The sequence below is a fragment of the Arcticibacter sp. genome (assembly GCF_053551015.1).
The window spans coordinates 312,540-335,553 of sequence record NZ_JBMQOB010000022.1 but is presented as its reverse complement, the minus strand read 5'-3'; the positions used below and the strand labels follow the sequence as shown (position 1 = coordinate 335,553).

Genomic DNA, 23,014 nt, shown 5'->3' with positions numbered 1-23,014 from the left:
TCTGCGGAGCTTTGAAAATTAGTTATTAGGATCGCTTTTCTGAAGAGGTTCAGTAGAATCTCCGAACGGTTCCGGATGCAGATTCTCAGCAGCAACTTTCTGATTGCCCGTATCATCGCCATTCACGAACTCATCGTATGTAGTCCTGTGGTTAAATGGCCTTTTCCCTAAGATCTCTTCCAGATCACTTTGGAACAGAATTTCTTTTTCAAGAAGTTTAGAAGCAAGCTTCTCCAAACCGTCACGTTTCTCAATTAGTAAGGCTTTGGTACGATCATAAGCTGACTTGATGAGAGAACGAACTTCAGTGTCAATTAACTCACCTGTTCTCTCAGAATAAGGCTTTGTAAACTGATCCTGTTGGTTAAACGAAATATTCCCAACCTTGTCATTCATTCCGTATATCGAGACCATCCCATATGCCAGATTGGTAATTCGCTCCAGGTCATTCTGTGCTCCTGTAGAGATCTTTCCAAACACAATATCTTCAGCAACACGGCCACCCAGTGTCATACACATGCTGTCTGTCAGTTGTTCTGTGGTATATAAGAATTGCTCCTTCGGAAGATACTGCGCATAGCCTAATGCAGCTACTCCACGTGGAACAATTGATACTTTTACCAGAGGATCAGCATGTTCGAGGAACCAGCCTGCAATTGCGTGACCCGCTTCGTGGTAAGCAACGATCTTTTTCTCTTCAGGTGATATGATCTTATTTTTCTTTTCCAATCCACCGATAACACGGTCGATAGCATCCTGGAAGTCGTGCATGTCAACCGCTTCCTTATTTCTCCGGGCAGCGATAAGTGCTGCCTCATTACATACGTTAGCTATCTCAGCACCTGCAAAGCCCGGGGTCTGTGCAGAAAGCTTTTTCGGATCAACTTCTTCAGCAAGTTTAATAGGCTGAAGGTGAACCTTGAATATCTGCTCACGTCCAACGAGGTCTGGCTTATCAATAGAAATTTGTCTGTCAAAACGTCCGGGACGAAGCAATGCTGAATCCAAAACGTCCGGCCTGTTAGTCGCAGCCAGGATAATAATACCTGAGTCGGTGCCGAACCCGTCCATCTCCACCAAGAGCTGATTCAACGTGTTCTCACGCTCGTCATTACCTCCCACAATATTGTTCTTACCTCTGGCACGTCCGATAGCATCGATCTCATCAATAAAGATTATACATGGAGCCTTGTCCTTTGCCTGTTTGAATAAGTCTCTTACTCTCGACGCACCTACTCCCACAAACATCTCAACAAAGTCAGAACCTGAAAGTGAAAAGAAAGGTACTTGTGCTTCGCCGGCAACCGCCTTAGCTAATAAGGTCTTTCCTGTTCCCGGAGAACCAACGAGCAGTGCTCCCTTAGGAATTTTTCCTCCGAGATTGGTGTATTTCTTTGGATTCTTAAGGAAATCAACAATCTCCATGACCTCAAGTTTCGCTTCTTCCAATCCGGCTACGTCATTAAACGTCACAGAAACCTGGGCCTCCTTGTCGAATAATGTTGCTTTAGATTTCCCGATATTGAAAATCTGTCCACCAGCACCACCACCGGCACCACCTCCCATTCTGCGCATGATAAATACCCAGAATCCGATAAGAAGCAGTACAGGAAGTATGATTGACATGAACCAGCTGGCCCAGAAGTTTTCTCTGGTATCGAAGTTTACAGGAGTGCGCTGATCTGCTGGCAAGTCCTTCTCAGCCTCTTTAATCTTTGCCTGAAGTCCATCGAATGACCCGTCCGTAAATTGAAACTGCGGACCTGCAGCGTTTCCCATATTCAGATTGTCCTGATTCTGGACATCCTTATACTTGGGATCCTTTAACCTGTCTTTCTTGATATATACCTCAGCTACAACCAGGTCATTGCTCTTATAAGCAACAATCTTCTCCACGTCCCTCGGGCGCAGATATTCAGTTTCAAACTGCTGATAGCTGATCTTTTTGATCGTCTGGTTGTTGAAAAACCATTGAACTACAAAAAGTAGCAGGATAATCCCGGCATATACCCACATGATATTAAAGCGCGGTGGTTTGGGAACCATCTTCTTCCCTGTCTTCTTGATAAAACCTTTTTTATTATCGGTATTTACGTCTTTCATTCTCAGTAATATTATTAAAGTAGTTTTTATGCACTCTGATAGTGCACTGTCTCAGCATCTCCCCACAGATCTTCAATACCGTAATACTCACGTTTATCAGTTTTGAAAACATGAACCACGACATCTACATAGTCCAGGAGAATCCATTCGCCATATTCAAGACCCTCAACCCGGGCCGGCCATTCTCCTGTAACCTTATAAACCTCTTCTTCGATACTTCTGGTGATTGCCCTAACCTGGGTGCTTGACTCTGCATGGCAGATGACGAAATAATCCGCCACAGAACTATGAATATTTCTTAAATCCAGTCTCACAATCTCGTTTCCTTTTTTTTCCTGAATGCCGAATATAGCTAGCTCAGAAATGTAAGCGGATTCATTACGTCCTTGGTTTTTTATCATTAAAAAAAATTATGTTTGGCTAAAATTAGTCAATTAACGCTTTGCAAAATAACACATTTTCAGGATTATTTGTCGGTCAAAATATTGTCTCATTAAAGCGCATTGATTCTACAAATGATTATCTAAAGAAACAATTGGCAAAATCTAAGCCACTGCCAGAAGGAACTGTTATTATGGCAGAAGAGCAGTTTGCGGGCCGTGGGCAGTTCGACAATAAATGGATAAGCCAGGCAGGTAAAAATTTAACATTCAGCATTCTATTTTCTCCTTCGTTTCTACAGCTTTCACAGCAGTTTTATCTCAACATGGCTGTAAGCTTAGCTATTAACGATGTTCTGTGCTCTTTTATTGGCTCAGAAACTAAGATTAAGTGGCCAAATGATGTATTTTTTGGCGACCGCAAGCTAGGAGGAGTCCTTATTGAGAATATGGTGCGCGGTAAACAATGGAAACATGCGATTGTTGGTATTGGATTGAATGTAAACCAGGACGTGTTTGTTGACGGTATCAAGAATATTACCTCTATGTCTGTCGTTGCCGGTAAGCAGTTTAGCCTTACTGACATGCTGAAGCAGTTTTGTGCCGCAATAGAGAAGAGATACTGTCAGCTTAAAAACGCCGAATTTGAGCCCTTACACATGGAATATCAATCTAGCCTTTACCGTTTGAACACCCTATCCAAATTTGAAAGAGACGGAAAAGCCTTTCTCGGAGAGATCACGGGAGTGCTGGAAAGCGGCTTGCTAGAGCTCAGAACAGAGGAGGGTATAGATCATTTCGGTTTCCGCGAGCTTAAATATATTTGACTTATTATCGCAAAAAATTTTACAATGCCAAAAAAAGATCAAAACTTTGGGCGAATTTAGGATACAATGATGGAGAAGAATACAATTAAGAATATCGGGGTATTTACCTCAGGAGGTGATGCACCCGGAATGAACGCGGCAATCCGCTCAGTTGTGAGAACCTCGCTGTTCTATGATATTCAGGTAACGGGTATCATGAGGGGGTTTGAAGGCCTTATTAGTGGTGAGTTCATCCCGATGAACAGAAAGTCCGTTGCTAACATCATCCAGCGTGGCGGAACTATCCTAAAAACTGCCAGAAGCGATGCGTTCTATACCAAAGAAGGTCGTCAGCAGGCATATGATAATCTGAAGAAAAACAACATCGACGCCCTTGTTGCAATAGGCGGGGAAGGTACTTTTACGGGTGCCAATATATTCGCTAAAGAGTTCGATATTCCCGTTATCGGCATGCCTGGAACGATAGATAACGATTTGATCGGTACAGATTTTACCATCGGATATGATACAGCCATCAATACCGTTATCGATGCTGTTGATAAGATCAGGGATACCGCTGAGTCTCACGACAGGCTGTTTATCGTGGAAGTAATGGGAAAAGACTCCGGACTGATAGCCCTTAGAAGCGGTATCGGTGTAGGTGCTGAAGCAATCCTCATACCTGAGTCGCGTACCAATATCGATCAGTTGTTCACCAGGCTGGCAAGTGGCCGTAAGGACAAGTCCTCTAAGATTATTATTGTTGCAGAAGGCGATGAGATCGGTGGATTTGAAATTGCCGAACTGATCAAACAGAGGTTCCCGAATTACGACACCAGACTTTCTATTCTTGGACATATCCAACGTGGAGGAAGACCTAGCTGTATGGATCGTGTATTGGCAAGCCGGCTTGGAGTTGCAGCGGTTGAAGCCCTGCTCAATGGAAGAAAAAGTATGATGGTTGGTCTTGTAAACCATAATATTCACTATACGCCGTTCTATAATGCCGTTAAGCATCTTTCAGAAGCAGACCCAAGACTTCTTAAGATTGTAAATATACTTTCACTATAGCCGCCAGATAGGTTAACTACTAATGGAATCAGTTAAGCAGCATTTTCTGGAGGCCCAATCGGTCCTAAGTACTTTTTTAAACGACGATACCAACTTTCAGAAAATTGAAGCTGCAGGACGTTTGTTATCCGATGCGATGGCATCGGGTAACAAGGTATTGTCTTGTGGCAATGGGGGGTCTATGTGTGACGCGATGCATTTTGCTGAAGAACTGAGCGGTCGCTACAGACACGATCGTAAAGCTCTTGCAGCGCTCTCCATTTCAGATCCTTCACACATCTCCTGTGTGGCCAATGATTATGGTTATGCCTACATCTTCTCGCGAATGGTCGAAGCCATAGGTAGCCGGGGCGACGTCCTGCTGGCGATCAGTACCAGTGGGAATTCAGAGAATGTTTTGAACGCAGTTCATGCTGCGAAAGAGCGGGGAATGAAGGTGATCGGACTCACCGGAAAGGATGGAGGTAAGATAGCCAGTCTCTGTGATGTAGAAATCCGCGCACCGAAATCGGAGTTCGCCGACCGGGTGCAGGAGATCCACATCAAAGTCATCCACTCGTTGATCGATTTTGTCGAGCGCCATCTATAGCATCGTTTTCCTGCTGAAGCATATAGCTTTTGTCAACAATCTTATGTAGCACTCCGTCCAGTTGAAGAGCCAGGTTCCTGACATGGTTAATGATCTCAGCGTTGAACGGATCATGCGGTTGCAATGCGTTAAACATAGGTACAATCCCCATCAATGAGGCAACAGGCCCGCGAATATCATGTGAAGCGAGTTCCACAATCTCTCTTAATTCTTCATTTTGCTTCTGCGTGCGTAATGCTTCGTCTAATGCCTCCTGTACATCTCGTCCCTGGCTTACTACCCCAATAATCCGGTCATCAAGATAGATAGGATACATCTTGATCTCGTGCGTATTTGCTGAGTCAAAGATCTTTGTCTTGAAAACAACCACCTCACCGGCAAGTGCTCTGTCGAAGAACAATTTCCATCTGTCTACGCTCGACTGATCGACTACAGGAATAAGAATTGAGCGGCCGAGTTCAACATCGACGTTATACTTGCTCTTGAGCATGTTTCTGAATGCTTTGTTAGCGGAAAGCAGCCTGTATTCCCGGTCAATAGACCAGATGATGTTGTCAATGTTATCGATCGAAGCATCCAGGTTTGTCTTGGCAATGATCATCTCTTCCCGCGCCTTCATCATCTCCGTTACGTTGTGTACCATAATGATCTCACATTCGCGGTGATTGTAGATAATCCCATGACCCGATATGATCACGTCCAGAATCTTTCCATCTTTGGTACGGTGTTTCCATCCCTCGGTCCGGCTATGCTTCTTCTCCACATCACGAACCGCTTCCAAAAGCCGCGGTACATCGTCGGGTGGTCGGATATCGGTAATTTTCATGGAAAGAAATTCCTCCTCCGTATATCCGTACTCCGTAATAGCTGTATTGTTCACGGCAAGGAAGGCCAGCGTCTCCCGGTCATATATCCATAAAGGATTAGGATTGTTTAAGAAAAGGTACCTGTATGTATATTCAGAATGCTTCAGTTCAAGTTCTGCCTGTTTCTTCTCTGTAATGTCGGTCGTGATGCCGGAAACTGCAAACAGTTGCCCCCTTGAATCCAGCACAGGAGACTTTCGGTCGCTGATCCATCGGATCTTGCCGTCTACAACGATCCGGAATTCAAGCTCAATGCTTTCCTTCTGATACAAACGCTGCGTTTCCCGGTACACATAGTCATAGTCGTCCGGATGAACCGTTGTTCGCCACTTGAAAGGCTGGGCCTCCAGCTCCTCTGGGGAGGCGTTGAATATTTCATTATATCGCCGGTTGACATAGATGTGTTTCTGCCGGATAACATCGAAGCTTGAAATAGCATCTTTTAAATTATCCAAAACTGCTGCCAGTGTCTCAAATTCGCGCGAATCCATACCTTATATTGTTAGTTCCTCTGACTTAACTTTTCCCTAATACCTATTAATCACTATTCTTATACAGAGCAAACAGCTATAATGCGCCTGGCTGAGGTTTCTTTTTTTGGTTAGTTCTACTGTAGCCAGGCCTTGTAGCCTAAAAAACAACGTAATATGTTTTAAATATAGTCTTATATTACTATCTTTGCGACCCCGCAGAAGGATACTCCGGGAACTATGTTGTATACATAAATATAAATTAAAAAAATGGCAACTAAAATTAGATTGCAAAGACATGGTAAAAAAGGTAAGCCTTTTTATTATGTAGTAGTGGCAGATTCACGTGCACCAAGAGATGGACGTTTTATCGAACGTGTAGGTTCTTACAACCCAAACACCAACCCTGCGACAATTGACCTGAACTTTGAAAAAGCATTAGACTGGATCAACAAAGGCGCTCAGCCTACTGATACCGTTCGTACACTTCTTTCAGATAAAGGTGTTCTTTATATGAAACACCTGAACGGTGGTGTAAAGAAAGGTGCTTTAACCGCTGAACAAGCTGAAGCTAAATTCAACGAGTGGGTTCAAAGCAAAGAAGAGAAAGCCCTTGGTAAAAAAGAGAGCTCAACTCAGACTAAAGAAGCTGCTAAAAAAGCTGCTCTAGTTGCTGAAGCGAAGAAAAAGGAAGAAAGAGCTGCTGCAATAGCTGCTAAAAATACTCCTCCTGCAGAAGAAGTAGCTGAAGAAGTAGTTTCTGAAGAGACTGCATCTGAAGAAGCTCCTGAAAGCGCTGAATAGTTTTTCTTTTAAAAACATCAAATGTCATTTTGACAGACAGAATCGCGTACAACGTGGAACTGTCTGTTGAAGTGACATTTTCATTTCAAGACTATGACCTTAGAAGAAAGCTTTTACATCGGATATATTACCAAAACCAAAGGTCTCAAAGGTGAAGTGCAGGTGTACTTCGAGTTTGATGATTACGAAGATCTCGAACTCGATTCCGTATTCATCGAAATAAACAAGAAGCTCATTCCCTTTTTTGTTTCAACCTATAAGCTGCATGCAAACTCTACCGGCTATTTCTACTTCGAAGATATCGACGTGATAGAGAAGGCTGAGAAGCTCCTGAAAAAGAAGCTCTATCTGCCTCTTTCCAAGAAGCCCGAAAGAGAAGATGATGAATTCTATTATACCGATCTCAAAGGTTATATCGCCTATGATGAGAAACTCGGAGAACTCGGAGAGATCATCGAGGTGCATGAGTATCCGCAGCAATTCATCGCCGTAGTATCATATAAGTTCAGAGAGATCATGTTCCCTTTGAATGATGACCTGATCGAATCAATTGACGAAGATGAATCTGCTCTTCATGTGAAGTTGCCCGACGGGCTGCTGGACGTTTATCTAAGCTAAGAATAATGAGATTCGATATCATATCAGTGCTTCCCGGTTTGCTCGAAAGCCCTTTTGCCCATTCCATCTTGCAGCGTGCACAGAAGAAAGGCATAGCTGAGATTTACGTGCATAACCTACGGGACTACTCTAGCAACAAGCACAAGAATGTAGATGATTACCCATACGGGGGAGGAAGCGGCATGGTTATGTCCATTGAGCCTTTTGCTGCCTGTATTGAGAAGCTGCAGGCTGAACGGAAGTACGACGAGGTGATTTTTATGACGCCCGACGGTGAGACTTTAAATCAGACCATTGCCAACCAGCTGTCTTTAGGAGAGAACATCATGATCCTGTGCGGTCACTATAAAGGTATTGATCAGAGAATTCGGGATTTGTTCGTGACTAAGGAGATTTCTATAGGTGACTATGTCCTCTCTGGTGGTGAACTTCCCGCAGCTGTACTCGTTGACTCTATCGTGCGCCTTATTCCCGGCGTTCTGTCTGACGAAACTTCTGCATTGTCTGATTCCTTTCAGGGTGAGTTGCTCGATGCACCCATTTATACCCGCCCGGCGGAGTGGAGGGGTATTCGCGTCCCCGATATACTCTTGAGCGGCGACCAGGCAAAGATCAACAACTGGAGGCATGAAAGAGCTTTAGAACGTACAATGAAGCGTCGTCCCGATCTTTTGGAATGAACAGGGATCTAAAAACCGAAATATCTTATGATCAGTCATATACTATTCGGAGCTAAGGAAAATGACTGATTTGAATTTTTTGCAATTATTTGAAAATCATTCTTTCAAATGTTAATTATTATACCTAATATTGCACTCCGAAAAAAGGGGCGGATATTAAGGTTTAATGCCGTTTAATAAATAAAATCATGGATTTAGTTAAATTTGTTGAAGAGCAGGCTGTAGCCAGGAAAGAAGTGCCTGCATTCAAATCTGGCGATACAGTAAGCGTTCACTATAAAATCCGCGAAGGAAATAAAGAGCGTATCCAGATCTATCAGGGAGTTGTTCTTCAACGCAATAGCGTTGGTAACAACGAAACCTTCACTGTAAGAAAAATGTCTAATGGTGTTGGTGTTGAGCGTATATTCCCAATCAACTCACCTAACATTGCAAAAATAGAGGTTCACAACGTTGGTAAAGTTCGCAGAGCCAAATTGTTCTACCTACGTGCATTAACTGGTAAGGCTGCTAGAATCAAATCTAAGAGAGTAGCTAAGTAATTCACTTAAAGAAATTGTAAATCCCGATCATCTCCTTGATGATCGGGATTTTTTTTGTCCTATCATCTCGTCCGGATTCTCTATCATCCCTTAAAAAGAAAAAGGCTTAAAAGAGCAAACTGCGCTGTTTGCTCTTTTAAGCCTTTTTAAGAACTTCTGATTTGAGAGCCTGGTGGAATTCACCCAGCTCTTGTGTTGCGTTTATATTGCTCCTGTGAGCTTCTGAGGTCGGAATGTCTCCCGGTGCTCTGAATGTCTTTTAACCTTCTACTTCAGTTGTTTTAGTAACGTCTGCCAACACGGTGATTCCACCGGTTACAACCTGTCCCAGGCTCACCTTAACATCCGTTCCAAGCGGAAGATAAACATCCACCCGGGAACCGAATTTGATGAATCCGAATTGTTCACCCTGCTGTACCTGATCGCCTTCTTTTACATACCACACAATCCTCCGCGCCAAAGCGCCGGCAATTTGTCTGTATAGTATTTCAATGCCGGTTTCATGTTCAACTACCGTTGTCGTACGCTCGTTATCTGTAGACGACTTCGGGTCCCAGGCTACCAAATATTTTCCGGGATGATATTTGAAATACTTCACGATACCCGAAATTGGATTACGGTTAACGTGCACATTAATAGGCGACATGAAAATAGATACCTGTAAACGACGGTCCTGGAAGTATTCATTTTCCTGCGTTTCCTCTATTACAACGACTTTCCCATCGGCAGGGCATATAATATGCTCGGTATTTACAATGGTCCTTCTTGTTGGATGCCTGAAGAACTGCAGCACCGTAACAAAGATCAAAACCGACAGGATATAGATAATCCACTTCAATATGCTTAGATCCGGCCAGTAATAGTGAGCAACGGCGTTCATTATAAAAATCAGCAGAATGGAAAGCGCTATTGACGTATAGCCTTCTTTGTGGATTGTCATTTAAACTCAATTTTAACCGCAAATATGCTAAAAATGTAATTAAGTTTCCGACGGAACAGAAATTGCCCGGTAGATATCCCTCAAGTTCCTTCCCAAACCTTTATAATCAAGACCATAACCTACTACGAATTCATTGTTTATCTCAAATCCTACATAGGCAATCTCATCAAATTCGCGCTGCAAAGAATCTGGTTTAATAAGAAGTGTGGCTACCGCGACAGAGGCTGGTTGCTGTTCTCTCACCTGTTCCAGCAGGTAGGATAAGGTGATGCCGGTATCGACGATGTCTTCAACAATAATCACGTCCCTGCCTTTTAGGTCAATCTCCAGGCCGATCATTTTCTTAACAGTTCCGGAAGTGGATTCTCCTCCATGGTAAGATGATAGCTTCACAAATGCGATCTCAACAGGTATGCTCACTTCCTTCATGAGGTCTGCCATGAACAAAAAGCTGCCGTTTAATACCGCGATAACTACAGGCAGCTTACCGTCATAATCAACATTCATCTGGATCGCCAGTAGCCGGGTCCGCTTCTTTATCTGTTCATATTCAAGAAAGCAGGTAAATTCTTTGTCTTCTATTTCAATCTTCATGTGGTTATTTTGACTTCATTCTACGATAGAAACGGTATTTAGTTACCTGCCTCTTTTGCCTGCCGCTTCAACTCCCTCTTCAATCTCCTCTTCTCGGACCTTGTCAGAGTAGTATCCTTGTTTATCTCTTTCGTCCGGTCTGCAACAGTTTTTACTGTATCTGCTTTCTGGATCTTGAATATGTCCCGCAGCAGGTCTCCTCCTTCCATGTCATCCTCCGCCTCAAAAAGTGAGTCAACTTCTACAGAGTCGACAACCGGTGCCTTGGGCCGTAAGGCCTCTCTTACGCGTACCCCATAAAAGCCGTAAGCGTTTGTATCCCGCGATGTATATCCCCGCTGGGCCATCAGGTTGCCGATAAGCTTGAAATATCCCCGCAGACTCGTTCGCAGACTTCCATCATGGGTAAAGTAATATAAAGAAGACTTAGGCTTCGGTACTATGCTGGCGAGGTAGATTCCTTCCCCAATCGTAAGTTCAGAAGGATGCTTGCTGAAGTAGTAGCGCGCAGCCTCACCAATGCCGTATACGTTGCGGCCCCATTCAATAATATTGAGGTACACTTCAAACATTCTTTTCTTCGTCGAGATCCGGTTATTTTCAATGAGCCACACAATTAGCATCTCCTCAATTTTTCGTGCAAGGGTCTTTTGCCTGATGAGGAATACGTTTTTTACCAGCTGCATCGATATCGTACTCCCGCCTCTCTTAAAGGCCTTTTCCTTAAAGTTCGTGGCAATGGAACGCTTGATAGACATCTCCACGAAGCCATTATGTGAGTAGAAGGATGGATCCTCTGCCGTAAGAAGGGCATTCCGCAAATTAGGTGATATCTGGTCTATAGGTGTATAATCGGGGTTCTCAGGCCCTACTATGATGTCGCGCATCGGCTTGCCATACTCATAAGGCGTGTACACAAATGGGCTGTTTATCTTCGCCAGGTTGGTCTTGCCCCATTTGACGATCTTAAAGCCTGAAGGGTTCATCGACGAGCTAAACTGGACGCTGTCCGGTCTGCGCGTGTCCAGGAAGAAAGCCATCTCATACCGAAGCTTACCCTCTACCTGGATTCCTTCAAGCGACTCGAATAAGCCGATTGGAAAAGAGTTGAAAAATTCCTGAGCATCCATATCGCCGGTTTTCAGCTTTAGGGCATAGCTCTTGTTCTTTCCCATGGTGTACTTGATATACGGATTGGCTTGAATATTCTTCAGGTGGATCACAGAAGAGCTGTCAATCGCCAGAAAATCCTTACCGATCAGCACATCTGCATCTATCGATCCGCTGGGCACAATGATATCATTCGCCGCGATCCGCGGATGGTTAATCAGCAGGTTCCTGATCGCCCATGAGCCGTAGATATGAAACTCGTCACCCTTTTTCCGGGTGTTCTTCAGCTGTGTGTACACCGTATCGAAGTTGATCTTGCCGCCCAGCTTCTTCTCCAGCATCGGAAGCTCCACCTTCTTATTGTCGGCGTAAAGCTTAATGTCCAGCTTCTTGTCGTCTGCATCCACCTCCCCGTCTACGTGCCATACAGACTCATTTCCGTTTACCAGAATGGTCGACTTCAGCTCTCCGCCATCAATACTTGCGGAAGTGGTATGGAACGACAGCTGTTCTTCATCCCTGATAATGCTCAGCCGGAAGTTCTTCACGTCCATTTCATCAGGAATCTTATACAGAAGCTGATTGAGCAGGTTATTTGCCAGTTCCGCATAGTCGGCTTTCCCCTTCTCTTCGGAGGTTCGTTTCTTCTTCCGGAAGAGGAAATCGTAATTGCGTACCGTATCCCGTTTGATAAGCTGGATTTTCGCATTATTCACCTGAAGGCCTAACAACTTGATGTCTCCAAACAGCAGAGGCATCAGTTTTACCCCCACATGCAGATCCTGCACCGAGAGCAGACTGTCCCTGTTTTCCGGAACAATAGAAACGTCCGTAAAAGCGATGGTCCGCAGTCCTTCAAACCGTGGATTCTTAATAGTGAGGTTTAAATTATAGTCTCTTTTTGCCTTTTCTTTCGCTCTGGCAACAACCTGTTGTAGGAGACTTTCCCTTTTGGAGTAGGCGATGGCGCCAAGGATTCCGGCAATGACCAGCAGGATGAGCAGAACAATACCGGTGATCTTCAAGTACTTTCTATAATTCGTAGGAATACGCATGTATCCGGACATATTTAAAATTTAGACACTTTTAGAAAACGTCAATCCAAACGATTAGTTTCTAAAGTGTAAATATCTGTAAAAACATAAAGAAACAGGCAGTTAAGCGGGCAGGTTTCATTAATTTTGTTTTTTAATATTCATCAGATGATTACAAAGGAAAAGGTATTACATGCCTTAAGTCATGTCGAAGAGCCAGATCTTAAAAAAGATCTGGTAACCCTGAACATGATTGAAGATATAATTATTGAAGGCGACCATCTTACATTCACGGTTATTCTTACAACTCCTGCATGTCCGCTTAAAGGCCTAATCGAAAATGCCTGCCGCAACGCGATCATGCACTTTATAAGCCCGGATGTTAAGGTGGACGTAAAGATGACTTCCCGCGTAACCGCTCAGAAGAATCAGCCACTCAGCAATATCAGCAACATCATTGTTGTCGCATCAGGGAAAGGTGGTGTAGGAAAGTCTACGGTATCAGCCAATATCGCCTTAGGACTGGCGAAGAAGGGTGCCCGCGTAGGACTTATCGACGCAGACATATACGGACCGTCTATTCCCATTATGTTTGGTGTAGAAGATGCAAAGCCCGAAGCTATTCAAACGCCTGAAGGCAAGACCCGCATTCAGCCAATTGAGAAATACGGAATAAAGCTCTTGTCTATAGGCTTCTTTACCGATCCGGAGCAACCTATTCCATGGAGAGGACCTATGGCATCAAACGCCGTGAAGCAGCTGTTCAATGATGCTGATTGGGGCGATCTCGACTATCTCGTGGTTGACCTTCCTCCAGGTACCGGCGACATCCATATTACCCTGGCACAAACCTATCCGGTTGCCGGAGCAGTGATCGTCACTACCCCTCAGAAAGTAGCTCTTGCAGATACGAAGAAAGGAATCGGCATGTTCATGATGAACGCCATCAATGTTCCGGTACTCGGAATTGTTGAAAATATGTCCTATTTCACGCCTGCGGAACTTCCTGAAAATAAATATTATATCTTTGGAAAAGGCGGCGGAAAGTCCCTTTCCGATAAATTTGATGTTCCGTTCCTGGGAGAGATCCCATTGGTACAATCCATCAGTGAAGCAGGCGACGGTGGTGAACCGGTGATCATGCAGGATGAAAACCCAATGTCAGCAGCCTTCCTGGAAGTGGCTGAACGGGTGGCACAGCAGGTTGCCATACATAACGCAAAGCCAGCTTCGGTGTAATTGGAGATTATTGTGTAATTTTATAAAAATATTATTATGGATTTGTTGCAAAGAGTGGAAAGTGCGTTAGATAGCATTCGGCCGTATCTGGAAGCAGACGGTGGCAATGTCTCAGTGGAAGAAATAACTCCTGAAAATATCGTGAAGCTTCGCTTGTTAGGTGCATGTGGTTCTTGCCCCATGAGTCTGATGACTTTAAAGGCCGGTATCGAACAGGCGATAAAAAGATCTGTTCCTGAGATCGAAGGAATCGAGGCGGTTAACCTGACAGATATGGACGACCCCAATGCCGTGATGCCGAACGTATCACGATAAACCGTATATCCTTAATCAAAAAAGCGAATCATGTAACATGTTTCGCTTTTTTGGTTTTTAACAGAATTTAACTAAATAGTAGCATAATTATTGATAGGTTTACGCTGATGAGACTATTAATCACTGCATGGATTTTGATATTTATCACTGGTTTTGCAGAAGCCCAGGAGAAGCCTCTTGTGCAATTTTCAGGTATAATATATAACGTCGATTCCAATGTAGTGGTTCCCTATGTTACCGTTACCAACAAAACAAACAGGAACAAAACCGTTTCAGCAAACTTTCAGGGCTATTTCTCTTTCGTTGCTTCTCAGGGCGACACAGTTGTTTTCAGTGCTGTAGGTTACCGGCGCGAAGCGCTGGTCATTCCCGACATGGAAGGAGAGAAGAGTTATACAGTTGTCGTCAAAATGAAGCCTGTAGTGGTAAACCTCCCTATGGTATCAGTATTGCCCTGGGCCAGTGTCGATGAGTTTACTAAAGAGTTCATGTCAATGAAGTTTGCAGACGATGACCTGGAAATTGCCAAAAAGAACGTTGCCCGTTCTTCATTATTAGCTATGGCGCGTGACCTTCCCCGCGACGGGCAGGAGATGAGAGGCGTTAACTTCCAGAACAATCATATCGCGCTGACCAACAAGGCCATTAATCAGCGGATGGCTAATCCGCTCTTAAATCCATTTGCCTGGGGTTCCTTTATTCAGCAAATCATCAACGGAGATAAGAACAAGGGCAACTAGACCTTACCTCTTCTTGCCTTTTGGAGCCTGAGGGAACTTCATCTTGTAATCGACCTTAACAGCTCCTTTCTTGATAGCCTCAAATCTGCTGTTCAGCATGGCTCTTCTAAGCGGACTCAGTTTATCGGTAAAAAGCTTTCCTTCGATGTGATCATACTCATGTTGGATCACACGTGCACCCATGCCATCAAATGTTTCCTCATGATGTACCCAGTTCTCGTCGTAATAAGAGATCACCACTGTATCCAGGCGTCTTACATCCTCCCGGATATCGGGAATGCTCAGGCAGCCTTCGTTGAAATCCCATAACACTCCTTTTTCCTCCAGGATCTCGGCGTTAATAAACACCTTTTTGAAACTCTCGTAGCCGGGCTCCTCCTTGTCCGAAAGATCAATCACAAACAGGCGGATAGGTAGTCCAACCTGAGGGGCTGCCAGTCCTACGCCGCTCGCATTATACATGGTCTCGAACATGTTCGAGATAAGATCCTGCAGCTCAGGGTAATCCTTAGGGATATCCTCAGCCTTTTTCCTCAGGACAGGATCACCGTATGCTACTATTGGTAATTTCATACTATAAAATTAATAAATTATTCAGCCTCGTTCGGCACAAAAGTAAGTGTGCTGATCTTGGCCGGATCAAAGATTTCATTTGCTATCTCGAGGATATGGGCGGGACTAATGGCATTAATCCTGGCGAAAATCTCTTCGAGGGATTCTGCACGACGATGATCGATCAGGCTTTTACACATGCCGATAATAAGGCCCATTCTGTTATCCTCACCCAGGGCGATCTGCCCATTGATTTTCTTCTTCGCACGATCGAGTGTCAGCTCGCTCATCTTATTCTCGCGCAATAACCTCAGCTGCTTGTGTACCAGCTTCAATGCGCGGTCAGACTTTTCAGCGTCGGTGCCAAAGTAAATAGAGAAGATCCCACTGTCACACATGGGTGTGTAGTTCGACTCAATGGTGTAGGCGATACCGTACTTTTCGCGAATGGTCAGGTTGAGCAAAGAACTCATTCCATTGCCACCCAGGATGTTATTTAAAAGCAGTAGTCCTGTTTTCTTCTCATCATATATGGAATAGGCCTGGTTGCCGATCACGCAATGCGTTTGCGCGATAGCTTTCTCTACAGAGCGTGTTACGGGACTATACTGCGGAGCGGTCCTCTCAGGCTTATTCAGGTTTGCGGGAACTTTATCAAACAAAGTCGTAAATAGCCTGCTGATCTCCTTCGATGTGTAGTTGCCGTTCACCCCGATCACGATCTCTTCGGTATTGTAGTTCGCCTTCAGGAAGGAAAATATATCCTCTTGTTCAAAGGCAGCCACCGACTCCGGTGTTCCCAGGATATTGCGTCCTAATGCATGACCGGAGAAAAGAAGATCCTCAAAGTCATCCTGAATAGCCTCTTCAGGCTGGTCCTGGTAAGATGCAATTTCATCCAGGACGACACCCTTTTCCTTATCCATCTCCTTTATAGGAAACAAGGAATGAAATACCAGATCCTCAAACAAGTCCAGCGCCTTCCGCAAATAGGGATTTAGAATAGATGCGTGGATACACGTGTATTCCTTGGTCGTGTAGGCGTTTAAATCACCTCCTACAGCTTCCAGGTAGTTCAGAATCTGTCCCGTGCTCCGCTTCTCCGTCTTTTTAAACAACAGATGCTCGATGAAATGTGCCAGGCCATCCTTGCCTTCCGGCTCATCTCTCGACCCGGTATTGATGACAATGCAGGCATGTGATACAGAAGAAGTAGAAGGCTTAAATAATAAGCGAATGCCGTTTGGCAATGTGAAGACCTCGTAATCCATTTAAAAGGCAAAGGTAAGAAAATAAAATGCCTAGTCTTTCATTTTCAGTTTGCAGGCTCGCTGAAACTTGTCAAACCTGGGTAAGGAAACAGCCCTCACGTACGAATCAAAGGGATTCTCGCTAGTATAGTTCTGATGATACTCCTCCGCCCGGTAAAAGGCCTTCAGAGGAGCCACCTCGGTCACGATAGGCATTTCAAATTTGGGTGTCCACTTCTTTATGGCCTCGATGGCCAGCTTTTCCTGCTCTTCGTTCGCATAGAAGATGGCTGATCGGTAGGATGGTCCCTCATCCGGCCCCTGCCTGTTTAATGTAGTGGGATCATGAGAGCTGAAGAAAGCTTCGAGCAGCTGCTCATAGCTGATCACTTTAGGGTTGTAATACACCAGCACGGTCTCAGCATGTCCCGTCGTTTCTCTGCATACTTCCTCATAGGTAGGATTTTTAGTATGCCCTCCGGCATAGCCCGACACGGCAGAATCAATGCCCGCCAACTCTTCGAAAATATGTTCTGAACACCAGAAGCATCCTTCCGCGAATGCTGCTATAGACCTGGTCTTTTCCCCCTTTATGTTTACTTCTTTCGTTCCCTTTTGCTGCCCCGATAAGTTGCATGCCATTAGCATGCACATCGTGAAGCTTGCAATTACCAGTTTAATGCTGTTCATGTATTCATTAACGTAAACAGGATCAAAACATTATCCGGCCCATCCATCCCGGTCGAGGCTTCTGTAATGGATGGCTTCCGCCAGATGCTCAATCCGGATATCTTCAGATCCTGCCAGGTCTGCAATGGTGCGCGAAACTTTCAGAATGCGGTCATACGCGCGAGCCGAAAGCCCCAGCTTCTCCATCGCCCGCTTCAGAAGTAATTGCCCCGCCTCGTTAATCCGGCAGATCTCCCGCACCATCTTGGAGCTCATCTGCGCATTGCAATAAACATCCCGGCTCTCACCGAAACGGAGACTCTGCAGTTCCCGTGCCTGGATCACCCGATCGCGTATGTCGGCACTGCTCTCCGACTTGTATTCTGAAGAGAGATCGGTGAAGTTTACGGGCGTGACCTCCACATGAAGGTCAATACGGTCGAGCAGTGGTCCTGATACTTTGCTCAGATACTTCTGGACAGCGCCGGGCGGGCAGCTGCATTCTTTCTCAGGATGGTTGTAAAAGCCGCAGGGGCAAGGGTTCATCGAGGCAATGAGCATGAAGCTTGCGGGATAGTCGACCGATAGTCTGGCCCTCGAAACCGTCACCCTCCGCTCTTCCAGCGGCTGACGCATCACCTCCAGCACGGAGCGCTTAAACTCGGGCAACTCATCGAGGAAAAGTACACCATTATGCGACAGCGATATTTCACCAGGCTGTGGGTTTGCTCCTCCACCTACCAGTGCTACGTCGCTGATCGTGTGGTGTGGCGATCGGAAGGGTCTTGCCGTCATGAGGGAGTCGGCCGCAGCCAGCTTGCCAGCCACAGAGTGTATCTTGGTGGTTTCCAGAGCCTCCTGCAGGTTCAGCGGCGGAAGGATGCTCGGCAACCTCTTGGCCAGCATGGTCTTACCTGAGCCCGGCGGACCGATCAAAATAGCATTATGCCCACCTGCAGCAGCAATTTCCAGCGCCCGCTTAATGTTCTCCTGACCCTTCACATCTGAGAAATCAGTAGGATAATTGGATATATTCGAGTAGAACTCATCCCGGGTGTCGACAATCGTTGGCTTTATATTCTGAGTACCCTTGAAGAACTCAAGTACTTCGGTCAGGGTCTTTACACCCAAGACTTCAATATCATTCACAATGGCCGCCTCCCTGGCATTGCACAGCGGAACGATGAGCCCCTTGAAGCCTTCTTTCCTCGCCTGTATGGACACCGGCAAAGCACCTTTCACAGGCTGTATCGTGCCATCAAGCGACAGCTCGCCCAGGATCATATATTCGCTGATGCGCGTGGCGTCGATCTGTTCCGAAGCGCAGAGGATAGCCACCGCAATGGCCAGGTCAAAAGATGAACCTTCCTTGCGAATGTCGGCAGGCGCCATATTCACCAGGATCTTCTGTCTCGGCATGCGGTAACCGGAAGTGCATATCGCGCTTTCAATCCGCAACAGGCTTTCTCGTACTGCAGTATCCGGCAGTCCCACAATATAATAGCGGGTGCCGCTTGTGATGTTTACTTCAATGGTAATGGCGGTTGCCTCTATTCCAAAGACGGCACTTGAAAAGGTTTTGATGGGCATCGGCTAATTGGATAAGCCTCGTAAATCTACGCGCTTGCATCTGCATGAAAAGTGACAGCTGTCACAATGAAGAAGAATTTTAATTTTCCTCTGCAGGCGCTATACGCAGCCCCACATCTGTGACTTCCGGGAGCGGATTGTCACGCATATTCTGTTCAATTTCAAAAATATAGGTCCCCTTTGCCGGGAATTTATAGCCCTTCCTGAAGATCAGCTGGTAAGAGTAGAAGTTGCCTGCTCCGCTTCCCAGCCATTCACCGTCCGGATAAGCAAGCTTGAACTCCTTGCGCTCTGTGATCTTCTCATAGCCGGTCGCCGACTGGTGTATGAGGACAAACATATTGGAGTACTTATATTCCGACGTATGGCGCAAGTTCAGATAGAGATTATAGGCCTTCGACGGATCCTCAACGATCACCGGAACACGGATCTTGTCCGCATAAGACCATGAGCGATTGTCGACGGGTAAGTTCACATCGACAATCGCATTCTCCTGGCAGCTTTGCAAGCCTATACATAGCAAAAGTATTGCGGTAAATAAATGCCGGTACTTATTCTGCATTGGGTTTAGGCTTGTTGCTGGGTTTATTCCTTCTGAAATGGCGGTTTCCCTGAGGCTTCTTGTTTCCGGGTTCCCCCTTTTCAGCCTGGGCCGCGGCATTCTGCTCACGTTTCTGACTGTTTGCAGCCTGAGTAGCAGCATGCTGTTCACGCCTCTGATTCCTTGCTTCTGGATTAGCAGGTGTGTTTTGCTCTTTTCTCTGATTGTTTGCAGCAGGCGCACCTGGGTTCTGCTCCCTTCTGGAATTGTTCGCTGGCTGAGGAGCAGCAGCATTCTGCTCTCTTCTCTGGTTGTTTCCGGCCGGACGAGGAGGTCTCGCAGGCTGAGCTGCAGTTGCCGGAGCCACAGCAGCACCCTCCGGTTTCGGCTTGCCCTTATTCGTACGTTTTTTCTTCTTTTTATTGTTCTGGCGTTCATCCAGACGGGTAATGCTATCCTGGCCCACTACGTTCTCGTAGTCGAATACCTTGGTAGGCTGAACCGGTTCAAGGTCTGCTGCCTCGTCTTTAAGGTCCTCAGGCTTAATACCCTCTTTATTTAATTTCTGAATTTCCTTTACCCTTGAGATCTCGATCGGAATCCAGTTCTCCTGGTTAGGGTAGCTGAACCACATCAGCTTCCTGAAAATATCGGTCTTTTGCAGACGTGCCATTCCAATAACCGTTTCCAACCTGTCTACGTCATCCGGAATGTCTTTCAGTGCATCCATATAGGTATCCAGCTCATAGTTTAGACAACATTTGAGCTTACCGCACTGACCCGCCAATTTCAGGGTGTTCAAAGAAAGGTTCTGATAACGTGCGGCAGAGGTAGACACCGTTTTGAAGTCCGTCAGCCAGGTGCTGCAGCATAATTCGCGGCCGCATGATCCCAGTCCACCTAATCTGCTGGCTTCCTGTCTCATTCCGATCTGGCGCATCTCAATACGAATGCGGAAACTTTCCGCCATCTTCTTGATCAGCTCACGAAAATCAACACGCCCTTCGGCAGTATAGTAAAAAGTAGCTTTGGTTTTTTCACCCTGGTAGTCTACATCACTGATCTTCATAGAAAGACCGAGATTCAGCGCAAGAGTACGTGCCTTGTGCATCGTCTCCCATTCCATGTCTTTGGCAGCCTTCCATTTGTCTACATCAGCAGGCGTCGCTCTTCTGATCACCTTACGTGTAATATCGTCCAGCTTCTGGTGCTTCTTTTTGATCTGCATCCTGACCAGTTCGCCGGTAAGCGAAACATGGCCTATGTCGTAACCGCCGGTAGTTGTTTCCACAACAACCAGGTCGCCCATTTCCAGGTACGCATGCTCATGGTTAATGTAAAAATCCTTTCTTGATCCTTTGAACTTAACTTCGATGATATTGAAAGGCTTATAGTTAGTTGGGAGGTCCATATGGGCCAACCAATCGTAAACATCTAATTTGCTGCATCCGCCCGTGAGGCACGAGCCATTACTTTTGCAACCTGCCGGCGTGCAGCCACCGCCAGTTGAACATGATCCACATCCCATTTATTGATATATATAGTGAGTCCCCTTGGGGAGCGTATTAAACTTCAGAATTCTCGTAAATTGCAAAGATACGTCTAAAAATAAAATTTTAGGGTTCGCATTACGCTCAATATGATAATGGGCCTTCTCGATTTCCGAAATCAGGGCCTCCGTTTTGTTTAAGTCGACAGAACGACTGAACTTGACAACAAATTCTTTTTCGTTCTCTGGCAGATGGATCAGGTTTTCGGCACCTGAAAGTACCATCATGACTTCCCGCAGCAATTTCGACCCGTAACGCAGGAAGTTCTTTTGGTTCTCCCTCCCCCATTTCGAAGCCGACTCCGAAAATTCAATGAGTTGAAGTCCCTTGTTCCCGAAGCTGTTCCTCAGCCATTCCGTAAAGCGGCCAAAGGTATTGTCGTTTTCCTCGCGGCTCAGCTGAATAGCCATCTGTACACTTCCCTCGCTGAGATAGGAGATCCTCTCCGCCTGCAGTGCCGGTACATGTACCTTGTCAATGAGGTGTTGTCTCACATCTTCATCGCTCAGACGGTTGATCTTAAGCAATTGCGTTCTCGACAGGATGGTGTTCAGGATCTGATCCTGATTCTGTGCCACAAGCAGGAAGAGCGTTTTCTGAGGAGGTTCCTCGATTATCTTCAGTAAGGTGTTTCCCTCTTTATCCAGATATTCGGGCAGCCACATGATGAGTACCTTGAATTCCGATTCAAAGGGCTTCATGCTGAGTTTCCGGATGATCTGGTGGCACTCGGCGATGTTGATATTCGCCTGTTTATTATCTGCGTCAAGCTGCAGGCGCCACTCATCCAGGTTCAGATAAGGGTTCCTGATGAAAGCCTCCCGCCACTCTTCGATGAAGGAGAGTGCGGTATCTTCCTTATGCTTGGCGAAAAAAGGATAGGAAAAATGAAGGTCCGGATGGATCAGCCGGTTGTACTTCCTGCACGAGGAGCACTCCCCGCAACTGTCTTCGGGCTGGCGGTTTTCGCATGAAATATACTGCGCATAGGCAACAGCGAGGGCGAGGCTTCCGGATCCTTCCGGGCCGAGAAATAAACGTGCGTGACTTATCCTTTGCTCTGCAACGGTTCGAATCAACTGACGCTTAATGTCTTTCTGTCCTACAATTTCACTAAACAGCATCGTGCAAATTAAGAAATAGATATGAAATATGAGAATATCCCGGAGCCTTTAAAAATCGATAGCTTTGTGCGATGGGTAGAATAATAGCATTTGATTACGGTACCAAGAGAGTTGGGGTAGCCGTTACCGACCCTTTGCAGATCATTGCAACCGGATTAACGACCATCCACCCCAAGGACGTAGTGGATTTCCTGAAGAACTATATGCAAACGGAACAAGTGGAGCTCTTTGTGGTAGGTGAACCTCGCCAGATGGATGGGACGGCTTCGCAATCGGCACCACACGTAAAAGGCTTTATTACCATTCTCAAAAAAGCATTTCCCGCCATACCTGTCGAAAAGATCGATGAGCGCTTTACCTCTAAGATGGCCTCGGCTGCGATAGCACAGAGCGGACTGAAAAAGAGCGACCGTCAGAGCAAAAGTTTGATCGATACGGTTTCGGCTACTATTATCCTCCAGTCCTGGATGGAACAAAGGTACCTCCGAAGGGACTAATGGCGGGTAGATATCAGGTAGCAGTCTCTGACCACGTTATAGGTGAAGCCAGGGTCATCCCACGGTGATGCCACGTTGCAGCCACCTTTTTGCGTAAGAACGTGGCTGCAACGTGGGTGTAAGGTGGCAGGAATGCAGCTGCATGGATAAGGCTACCCTAAGGTGGTATGTTGCATGAGATCCCTTATAGTATCAGCAGGGATAGCCAATGGTTGTCGTGGTGATGTCCGGTTGTGGCAAAACTCATTAGTAATAAAGCATTTGTCGTATTACTGTTTGCAAAATCTAGAATTATCACTATATTTGCCTAAATCGAAAGAGGGGGCAGTATGTCCCCTCT

24 protein-coding genes are annotated in these 23,014 nt (G+C 45.7%); 11 read left to right on the top strand and 13 right to left on the bottom strand.

All coding sequences use genetic code 11. From position 1 onward, the window contains the following. Nucleotides 1-18 precede the first annotated feature (18 nt). Together ftsH and rsfS are read right to left on the bottom strand one after the other, a co-directional pair. Complete coding sequence (ftsH, locus tag ACO1NU_RS16740; RefSeq protein WP_448819641.1) at nucleotides 19-2,103, bottom strand: ATP-dependent zinc metalloprotease FtsH; 2,085 nt, start codon at nucleotides 2,101-2,103, stop codon at nucleotides 19-21. A gap of 26 nt (nucleotides 2,104-2,129) precedes the next feature. Then, nucleotides 2,130-2,504 carry a ribosome silencing factor gene (rsfS, locus tag ACO1NU_RS16735; RefSeq protein ID WP_448819640.1) on the bottom strand — a complete coding sequence of 125 codons (375 nt, stop codon included), beginning with the start codon at nucleotides 2,502-2,504 and terminating at the stop codon, nucleotides 2,130-2,132. A 41-nt stretch (nucleotides 2,505-2,545) separates the two neighbouring features. Here rsfS and ACO1NU_RS16730 point away from each other — a divergent pair, with 41 nt between their 5' ends. The 3 genes from ACO1NU_RS16730 (at nucleotide 2,546) to lpcA (ending at nucleotide 4,949) form a co-directional block, all read left to right on the top strand. Beyond that, nucleotides 2,546-3,310: a biotin--[acetyl-CoA-carboxylase] ligase gene (locus ACO1NU_RS16730; RefSeq protein ID WP_448819639.1), complete on the top strand. Its 765-nt coding sequence runs from the start codon at nucleotides 2,546-2,548 to the stop codon at nucleotides 3,308-3,310. A 66-nt stretch (nucleotides 3,311-3,376) separates the two neighbouring features. Further along, nucleotides 3,377-4,360: a 6-phosphofructokinase gene (gene pfkA / locus ACO1NU_RS16725; protein ID WP_448819638.1), complete on the top strand. Its 984-nt coding sequence runs from the start codon at nucleotides 3,377-3,379 to the stop codon at nucleotides 4,358-4,360. 22 nt (nucleotides 4,361-4,382) lie between these two features. Continuing rightward, complete coding sequence (lpcA, locus tag ACO1NU_RS16720) at nucleotides 4,383-4,949, top strand: D-sedoheptulose 7-phosphate isomerase (protein ID WP_448819637.1); 567 nt, start codon at nucleotides 4,383-4,385, stop codon at nucleotides 4,947-4,949. Here the strand turns inward: lpcA and ACO1NU_RS16715 are convergent. Then, the gene (locus ACO1NU_RS16715) at nucleotides 4,909-6,306 is read right to left on the bottom strand and encodes a PAS domain S-box protein (protein ID WP_448819636.1); all 1,398 of its coding nucleotides are present in this window, start codon (nucleotides 6,304-6,306) and stop codon (nucleotides 4,909-4,911) included. The two genes, lpcA and ACO1NU_RS16715, sit on opposite strands and share 41 nt — an antisense overlap. A gap of 249 nt (nucleotides 6,307-6,555) precedes the next feature. Between ACO1NU_RS16715 and ACO1NU_RS16710 the strand changes: the two genes are divergently transcribed. From ACO1NU_RS16710 to rplS, 4 genes are all read left to right on the top strand, one after another. Further along, nucleotides 6,556-7,089, top strand: coding sequence for a 30S ribosomal protein S16 (locus ACO1NU_RS16710; protein ID WP_448819635.1), 534 nt, complete (start codon nucleotides 6,556-6,558; stop codon nucleotides 7,087-7,089). 93 nt (nucleotides 7,090-7,182) lie between these two features. Next, nucleotides 7,183-7,707 (top strand): ribosome maturation factor RimM, encoded by a 525-nt coding sequence (gene rimM, locus ACO1NU_RS16705; protein WP_448819634.1) that lies wholly within the window; start codon nucleotides 7,183-7,185, stop codon nucleotides 7,705-7,707. A gap of 5 nt (nucleotides 7,708-7,712) precedes the next feature. Next, nucleotides 7,713-8,387 (top strand): tRNA (guanosine(37)-N1)-methyltransferase TrmD, encoded by a 675-nt coding sequence (gene trmD, locus ACO1NU_RS16700; RefSeq protein ID WP_448819633.1) that lies wholly within the window; start codon nucleotides 7,713-7,715, stop codon nucleotides 8,385-8,387. A gap of 188 nt (nucleotides 8,388-8,575) precedes the next feature. Beyond that, a complete protein-coding gene (rplS, locus tag ACO1NU_RS16695; RefSeq protein WP_448819632.1) occupies nucleotides 8,576-8,929 on the top strand; it encodes a 50S ribosomal protein L19 in 354 nt (117 codons plus the stop codon). A 259-nt stretch (nucleotides 8,930-9,188) separates the two neighbouring features. Here rplS and ACO1NU_RS16690 read toward each other — a convergent pair whose 3' ends face one another. Genes ACO1NU_RS16690 through ACO1NU_RS16680 form a run of 3 tightly spaced genes read right to left on the bottom strand, consistent with a single transcriptional unit; the run spans nucleotide 9,189 to nucleotide 12,640 of the window. Then, complete coding sequence (locus ACO1NU_RS16690) at nucleotides 9,189-9,869, bottom strand: phosphatidylserine decarboxylase family protein (RefSeq protein ID WP_448819631.1); 681 nt, start codon at nucleotides 9,867-9,869, stop codon at nucleotides 9,189-9,191. A 39-nt stretch (nucleotides 9,870-9,908) separates the two neighbouring features. Beyond that, nucleotides 9,909-10,463, bottom strand: a complete 555-nt coding sequence (gene hpt / locus ACO1NU_RS16685) for a hypoxanthine phosphoribosyltransferase (RefSeq protein ID WP_448819630.1) — start codon at nucleotides 10,461-10,463, stop codon at nucleotides 9,909-9,911. 38 nt (nucleotides 10,464-10,501) lie between these two features. Then, complete coding sequence (locus ACO1NU_RS16680; RefSeq protein ID WP_448819629.1) at nucleotides 10,502-12,640, bottom strand: transglycosylase domain-containing protein; 2,139 nt, start codon at nucleotides 12,638-12,640, stop codon at nucleotides 10,502-10,504. Between the two features lie 135 nt (nucleotides 12,641-12,775). On the opposite strand from ACO1NU_RS16680, the gene ACO1NU_RS16675 reads away from it, so the two are divergent. The 3 genes from ACO1NU_RS16675 (at nucleotide 12,776) to ACO1NU_RS16665 (ending at nucleotide 14,901) form a co-directional block, all read left to right on the top strand. Beyond that, the gene (locus ACO1NU_RS16675; RefSeq protein WP_448819628.1) at nucleotides 12,776-13,846 is read left to right on the top strand and encodes an Mrp/NBP35 family ATP-binding protein; all 1,071 of its coding nucleotides are present in this window, start codon (nucleotides 12,776-12,778) and stop codon (nucleotides 13,844-13,846) included. 36 nt (nucleotides 13,847-13,882) lie between these two features. Further along, complete coding sequence (locus ACO1NU_RS16670; protein ID WP_448819627.1) at nucleotides 13,883-14,161, top strand: NifU family protein; 279 nt, start codon at nucleotides 13,883-13,885, stop codon at nucleotides 14,159-14,161. Nucleotides 14,162-14,268: 107 nt separating this feature from the next. Then, a complete protein-coding gene (locus tag ACO1NU_RS16665; protein WP_448819626.1) occupies nucleotides 14,269-14,901 on the top strand; it encodes a hypothetical protein in 633 nt (210 codons plus the stop codon). Between the two features lie 3 nt (nucleotides 14,902-14,904). Here the strand turns inward: ACO1NU_RS16665 and def are convergent, their stop codons facing one another. The 7 genes from def to ACO1NU_RS16630 form a co-directional block, all read right to left on the bottom strand. Then, the gene (gene def / locus ACO1NU_RS16660; RefSeq protein WP_448819625.1) at nucleotides 14,905-15,474 is read right to left on the bottom strand and encodes a peptide deformylase; all 570 of its coding nucleotides are present in this window, start codon (nucleotides 15,472-15,474) and stop codon (nucleotides 14,905-14,907) included. A 17-nt stretch (nucleotides 15,475-15,491) separates the two neighbouring features. Then, nucleotides 15,492-16,724 carry a M16 family metallopeptidase gene (locus ACO1NU_RS16655; RefSeq protein WP_448819624.1) on the bottom strand — a complete coding sequence of 411 codons (1,233 nt, stop codon included), beginning with the start codon at nucleotides 16,722-16,724 and terminating at the stop codon, nucleotides 15,492-15,494. 30 nt (nucleotides 16,725-16,754) lie between these two features. Beyond that, nucleotides 16,755-17,393: a peptide-methionine (S)-S-oxide reductase MsrA gene (msrA, locus tag ACO1NU_RS16650; protein ID WP_448819623.1), complete on the bottom strand. Its 639-nt coding sequence runs from the start codon at nucleotides 17,391-17,393 to the stop codon at nucleotides 16,755-16,757. A 30-nt stretch (nucleotides 17,394-17,423) separates the two neighbouring features. Continuing rightward, nucleotides 17,424-18,962, bottom strand: coding sequence for a YifB family Mg chelatase-like AAA ATPase (locus tag ACO1NU_RS16645; protein ID WP_448819622.1), 1,539 nt, complete (start codon nucleotides 18,960-18,962; stop codon nucleotides 17,424-17,426). A gap of 79 nt (nucleotides 18,963-19,041) precedes the next feature. Beyond that, nucleotides 19,042-19,524 carry a gliding motility lipoprotein GldH gene (locus tag ACO1NU_RS16640; protein WP_448819621.1) on the bottom strand — a complete coding sequence of 161 codons (483 nt, stop codon included), beginning with the start codon at nucleotides 19,522-19,524 and terminating at the stop codon, nucleotides 19,042-19,044. Next, nucleotides 19,514-21,031 carry a regulatory iron-sulfur-containing complex subunit RicT gene (ricT, locus tag ACO1NU_RS16635; RefSeq protein ID WP_448819620.1) on the bottom strand — a complete coding sequence of 506 codons (1,518 nt, stop codon included), beginning with the start codon at nucleotides 21,029-21,031 and terminating at the stop codon, nucleotides 19,514-19,516. The genes ACO1NU_RS16640 and ricT overlap by 11 nt, the downstream gene beginning before the upstream one ends. Beyond that, nucleotides 21,032-22,177 (bottom strand): DNA polymerase III subunit, encoded by a 1,146-nt coding sequence (locus tag ACO1NU_RS16630; RefSeq protein ID WP_448819619.1) that lies wholly within the window; start codon nucleotides 22,175-22,177, stop codon nucleotides 21,032-21,034. It abuts the gene before it with no gap. Between the two features lie 71 nt (nucleotides 22,178-22,248). On the opposite strand from ACO1NU_RS16630, the gene ruvX reads away from it, so the two are divergent. Then, the gene (gene ruvX, locus ACO1NU_RS16625; RefSeq protein WP_448819618.1) at nucleotides 22,249-22,674 is read left to right on the top strand and encodes a Holliday junction resolvase RuvX; all 426 of its coding nucleotides are present in this window, start codon (nucleotides 22,249-22,251) and stop codon (nucleotides 22,672-22,674) included. Nucleotides 22,675-23,014 lie beyond the last annotated feature (340 nt).

Bases quoted from the DNA above. Each gene is read 5' to 3' on its own strand.
- rplS (WP_448819632.1), top strand. From the start codon at position 8,576: ATGGATTTAGTTAAATTTGTTGAAGAGCAGGCTGTAGCCAGGAAAGAA.
- pfkA (WP_448819638.1), top strand. From the start codon at position 3,377: ATGATGGAGAAGAATACAATTAAGAATATCGGGGTATTTACCTCAGGA.
- ACO1NU_RS16690 (WP_448819631.1), bottom strand. From the start codon at position 9,869: ATGACAATCCACAAAGAAGGCTATACGTCAATAGCGCTTTCCATTCTG.
- msrA (WP_448819623.1), bottom strand. From the start codon at position 17,393: ATGAACAGCATTAAACTGGTAATTGCAAGCTTCACGATGTGCATGCTA.
- lpcA (WP_448819637.1), top strand. From the start codon at position 4,383: ATGGAATCAGTTAAGCAGCATTTTCTGGAGGCCCAATCGGTCCTAAGT.
- ACO1NU_RS16675 (WP_448819628.1), top strand. From the start codon at position 12,776: ATGATTACAAAGGAAAAGGTATTACATGCCTTAAGTCATGTCGAAGAG.
- ricT (WP_448819620.1), bottom strand. From the start codon at position 21,031: ATGGGATGTGGATCATGTTCAACTGGCGGTGGCTGCACGCCGGCAGGT.
- ACO1NU_RS16645 (WP_448819622.1), bottom strand. From the start codon at position 18,962: ATGCCCATCAAAACCTTTTCAAGTGCCGTCTTTGGAATAGAGGCAACC.
- hpt (WP_448819630.1), bottom strand. From the start codon at position 10,463: ATGAAGATTGAAATAGAAGACAAAGAATTTACCTGCTTTCTTGAATAT.
- def (WP_448819625.1), bottom strand. From the start codon at position 15,474: ATGAAATTACCAATAGTAGCATACGGTGATCCTGTCCTGAGGAAAAAG.
- ACO1NU_RS16680 (WP_448819629.1), bottom strand. From the start codon at position 12,640: ATGTCCGGATACATGCGTATTCCTACGAATTATAGAAAGTACTTGAAG.
- ACO1NU_RS16670 (WP_448819627.1), top strand. From the start codon at position 13,883: ATGGATTTGTTGCAAAGAGTGGAAAGTGCGTTAGATAGCATTCGGCCG.
- ftsH (WP_448819641.1), bottom strand. From the start codon at position 2,103: ATGAAAGACGTAAATACCGATAATAAAAAAGGTTTTATCAAGAAGACA.
- ACO1NU_RS16640 (WP_448819621.1), bottom strand. From the start codon at position 19,524: ATGCAGAATAAGTACCGGCATTTATTTACCGCAATACTTTTGCTATGT.
- ACO1NU_RS16630 (WP_448819619.1), bottom strand. From the start codon at position 22,177: ATGCTGTTTAGTGAAATTGTAGGACAGAAAGACATTAAGCGTCAGTTG.
- rsfS (WP_448819640.1), bottom strand. From the start codon at position 2,504: ATGATAAAAAACCAAGGACGTAATGAATCCGCTTACATTTCTGAGCTA.
- trmD (WP_448819633.1), top strand. From the start codon at position 7,713: ATGAGATTCGATATCATATCAGTGCTTCCCGGTTTGCTCGAAAGCCCT.
- ruvX (WP_448819618.1), top strand. From the start codon at position 22,249: ATGGGTAGAATAATAGCATTTGATTACGGTACCAAGAGAGTTGGGGTA.
- ACO1NU_RS16665 (WP_448819626.1), top strand. From the start codon at position 14,269: ATGAGACTATTAATCACTGCATGGATTTTGATATTTATCACTGGTTTT.
- ACO1NU_RS16655 (WP_448819624.1), bottom strand. From the start codon at position 16,724: ATGGATTACGAGGTCTTCACATTGCCAAACGGCATTCGCTTATTATTT.
- rimM (WP_448819634.1), top strand. From the start codon at position 7,183: ATGACCTTAGAAGAAAGCTTTTACATCGGATATATTACCAAAACCAAA.
- ACO1NU_RS16715 (WP_448819636.1), bottom strand. From the start codon at position 6,306: ATGGATTCGCGCGAATTTGAGACACTGGCAGCAGTTTTGGATAATTTA.
- ACO1NU_RS16710 (WP_448819635.1), top strand. From the start codon at position 6,556: ATGGCAACTAAAATTAGATTGCAAAGACATGGTAAAAAAGGTAAGCCT.